This window comes from Streptomyces niphimycinicus, from assembly GCF_018883605.1.
GTDB lineage: Bacteria > Actinomycetota > Actinomycetes > Streptomycetales > Streptomycetaceae > Streptomyces > Streptomyces niphimycinicus.
In genome coordinates this window covers 1-3,755 of sequence record NZ_JAHLEM010000594.1, presented here as the reverse complement: position 1 = coordinate 3,755, position 3,755 = coordinate 1, and the positions used below count along the sequence as shown (strand labels likewise).

The following is a 3,755-nucleotide window of genomic DNA, read 5'->3' as shown; positions in this document are numbered from 1 at the left end:
CGGCAGCAGGTTGAACGCCTGGAAGATGAAGCCGATCCGGTCCCGGCGCAGCTTGGTGAGCTTCTTGTCCTTCAGCCCGGTGATCTCGGTCTCGTCGATGAAGATCTGCCCGGAGCTGACGGTGTCCAGACCGGCCAGGCAGTGCATCAGGGTCGACTTGCCGGAACCGGACGGGCCCATGATCGCGGTGTACTGCCCACGCGCGATGTCCACGTCCACCTGGTCCAGCGCCACCACCCGGGTCTCCCCCGAGCCATACGCCTTGACCACCTGACGTGCACGGGCGGCGACGGCCGTATGTCCTCCGCTGCCCCCGGTCCTGGGAATCGATACAGCCGTAGTCACACTCGTTCTCCTTCAGTAAGTGATCGGCGATGTTCGCTCCCCGATCACGGCATCAAGATTGCCGTGATCCGGGAACCTCCGCGATGGGGAAGGACTCCCTCTCAGCGGTAGGGCTGGCCCCACCCCCTCGGTCGCGCAGCCCGTAGCAACCTTATGAAGCCGGGACGGCGGGCTCCTCATCCGCCCGGACGAACCGGGAGTAGGAGTACAGGGTGGGCATCCCCTAGGGGAGTGAGTCCTGGGATCGACCCGGACTCGGGGTAAATTCTGCGCCCTTCCGCCACGTCAGGCTGGGGCCGGGCCTTCTGGACAGCCCGGATGCGTTCTTCCCCCAGCCTGTCCCGCCATGGAATCGTGGGTCGTACAAGAATCGTGCGTACGGGAGTCCCCCGCACGAACATCAGGAACACGTGCCGGCGCGTACCGGCGAAGGGAGCGCGCCACCGTGGGCGGCACCGCACGACGGCCGATGGACGCTGACCCCAAACCCCCCGCACCCCAGCCGCACCCCGGCGCATCCACCCCCCGCGGCCGCCGCCCCGTCGCCGCCGCCCTCATGCTCGGCATGGCACTGGCCGCGCTCGACTCGACGATCATCTCCACCGCCGTACCGCAGATCGTCGGCGACCTCGGCGGCTTCTCCGTCTTCTCCTGGCTCTTCTCCGGCTATCTGCTCGCCGTCACCGTCTCCCTGCCGCTGTACGGAAAGCTCTCCGACACCTTCGGCCGCAAACCCATCCTGCTCGCGGGCATCGTCGTCTTCCTCATCGGCTCACTGCTGTGCGCCGCCGCCTGGAACATGGCCTCCCTCATCGCCTTCCGGATCGTCCAGGGACTGGGCGGCGGGGCACTCCAGGGCACCATCCAGGTCGTCGCCGCCGACCTCTACCCGCTCAAGGAACGCCCGAAGATACAGGCCAGGCTCTCCTCCGTCTGGGCACTCTCCTCGGTGGCGGGCCCCGCGATCGGCGGAGTACTCGCCGGCTACGCCGACTGGCGCTGGATCTTCCTCATCAACCTGCCGGTCGGCGCCCTGGCCCTCCTGCTCATCACCCGCCATCTGCACGAACAGCGACGGCACCACGAGGGCCGCCCCCGGATCGACTGGGCCGGGGCGCTCGGCGTCTTCCTCACCGGCGGACTGCTGCTGACCGCCCTCGTCCAGGGCGGAGTGGCCTGGGACTGGCTGTCCGCCCCGTCACTCACCCTGCTCGGCGGCGCCGCCATATGCGCCGCGGCCACCGTATGGATCGAACGGCGCGCCGCCGAACCGATCATCCCCGGCTGGGTCTGGCGCCGCCGCACCATCTCGGCCGTCAACCTCGCCTTCGCCGCGCTCGGCCTGCTGATGATCGCCCCGACCGTCTTTCTGCCCACCTACGCCCAGTCGGTGCTGGGCCTCGGCCCCATACCGGCCGGTTTCGTGCTCTCCACGATGACGCTGAGCTGGCCGATCGCGGCCGCGCTCAGCAGCCGCGTCTACAACCGCGTCGGCTTCCGGCGCTGCGCCATCACCGGCATGGCCGCCGCCACGCTGGTCCTGGCCGCCTTCCCCCTCCTCCCCTACCCGGGCGCCGCCTGGCAGCCCGCACTGATCATGCTGCTGCTCGGGGGCGCCCTCGGGCTCTTCCAACTGCCGCTGATCATCGGAGTGCAGTCGTCCGTGGAATGGGCCGAGCGCGGCACCGCCACCGCCTCGATCCTCTTCTGCCGCCAGGTCGGCCAGAGCCTTGGGGCCGCGCTCTTCGGGGCCGTCGCCAACGCGACCCTGGCCTCCCGGCTCACCGAAGCCCCCGACGCCATCCGGCCGGGGCTGCCCGACGACCTGGACTCGGTCTCCCGCGCCCTGGAACACCCCGGCACCCTCACCGACCAGGCCGCCGACTATCTGCGGCGGGCCGTGGACACCGCCGTCGACCACGTCTACCTGGGCTCGGCGACCGCCGCGCTGCTGGCGCTGCTGGTACTGGTGTTCCTCGCCCCGCGCCGCTTCCCGGTCCGCACCGAAGCCGAGGCCGAGACGGAAGCCTGAGGCCGAGACGGAATCTTGAGGCTGGGGCGGAATCCTGAGGCCCAGACGGAGTCCTGAGGCCGAGACGGAAGCCTGAGGCCGGGACGGAATCCTGAGGCCGGTACGGAATCCTGAGGCCGGTACGGAATCCCGACGGGGCCGGCGGCGCTCCGGCCGGACGGTGCCCGGCCCCGGCCCCGGCGACCCCCGTCTCCGGGCGGTGCGCTCAGGACTCGGGGCGCGGCGCCGCCGCGGCGTCCTCCGCCGCCACCGGCCTACCGGTCAGCGCCGCCAGACTGCCGCGCACATGCTCCAGATGCGCCCTGAGCTCCTCACGCCGCTCCACATGCTCGCGCAGCGTCCGCTCCGTCTCCCGCGCCAGGCGCTCCTCGCGGGCCCGTGCCTGGGCGATGATCTCCGCCGCCTGCGCCTGCGCGTCCTCCTGCCGCAGCCGCGCGGCCTGCTCGGCCATCCCGTACTCCCGCTTGGCGTCGGCGAGCGTCGCCTGGGCGTACTCCTCCAACTGGGCCAGCCGGGCCGTCATCGCGCTGTCCCGCTCGGCCAGCTCACGGCCCGCCGCCTCCCACCGCTCGGCGTGCTCCCGCTCCTGCTCGGCCAGGATCCCGGCGGCCCGCTGCCGCATCTCCTTCAGCTCCGCCAGCGCCTGGGTCCGCCACTCCTTGACATCCTGACGCGAGACCGCCCGCAGCTCGTCCACATCCACCTGGGCCGACTCCAAGGTCGCGCGCGCCGCCACCTCGGCGGCCTCGCGGACCCGCTCGGCCTCGTCACGGGCCGCGTCCCGCACCGTACGGGCCACCGCCTGCGCCGCCTCCCACTCCTCCTGCGCCACCGCCTCGGCCGCCGCCCGCAGACAGACGACCTCCTCCTCGGCCGCCATGAGGATGAGCTGGGCCCGGTCGCCGAGCGACTCATAGGTCTGGGGGGCCAGTTGGGCGATCACCTCGCGCAGCCGCTCCGCCTCGGCGGACAGCTCATTGGCCAGCACGGTGAGGCGCGCGGCACGCTCCCACGCCGCGTCCCGCGCTTCGGACAGCTCCGCCACATAGTGGTCGACCTGCGCGGGCCGGTAGCCACGGCCCCGTCCGCCGACGATGGTGAAGCCCTGACGTGACACCGATGCGCCCATCCTTGGAACCCCTTTTGTCCGGTATGCAACGCGCTTCGGCGCACATCTTTATAGATGGCCTCTCATCCCCCATAACGCGACACTCCGCCCAAATCTCCGGCCGGGACCGCCGCCGGTGACAACAACGACGAGGCGCCCGCCCCCGTCACGGGGGTCGGGCGCCTCGATCGCCGTTCCTACGGTGCGCGCGGTCAAAGCCGCGCGGACGGACCTACAACAGACCGTCCCACATCTGCTCCAGCAGCACCG

General features: G+C 71.3%; 3 protein-coding genes. 1 reads left to right on the top strand and 2 read right to left on the bottom strand.

Annotated elements, in window-relative coordinates; all coding sequences use genetic code 11:
• A partial coding sequence (locus KN815_RS37105) for an ATP-binding cassette domain-containing protein (RefSeq protein WP_216346243.1) occupies positions 1–345 on the bottom strand: 345 nt, incomplete at its 3' end.
• A gap of 469 nt (positions 346–814) precedes the next feature.
• Here KN815_RS37105 and KN815_RS37100 point away from each other — a divergent pair.
• Positions 815–2,377 (top strand): MDR family MFS transporter, encoded by a 1,563-nt coding sequence (locus tag KN815_RS37100; protein WP_253209472.1) that lies wholly within the window; start codon positions 815–817, stop codon positions 2,375–2,377.
• Between the two features lie 205 nt (positions 2,378–2,582).
• Here KN815_RS37100 and KN815_RS37095 read toward each other — a convergent pair whose 3' ends face one another.
• On the bottom strand, positions 2,583–3,506 hold the full coding sequence (locus KN815_RS37095; RefSeq protein ID WP_216346241.1) for a coiled-coil domain-containing protein: 924 nt from the start codon (positions 3,504–3,506) through the stop codon (positions 2,583–2,585).
• Positions 3,507–3,755 lie beyond the last annotated feature (249 nt).

What these genes read in the sequence shown, in the direction of transcription:
- KN815_RS37095 (WP_216346241.1), bottom strand. Translation starts at nt 3,506, where the DNA reads ATGGGCGCATCGGTGTCACGTCAGGGCTTCACCATCGTCGGCGGACGG.
- KN815_RS37100 (WP_253209472.1), top strand. Translation starts at nt 815, where the DNA reads ATGGACGCTGACCCCAAACCCCCCGCACCCCAGCCGCACCCCGGCGCA.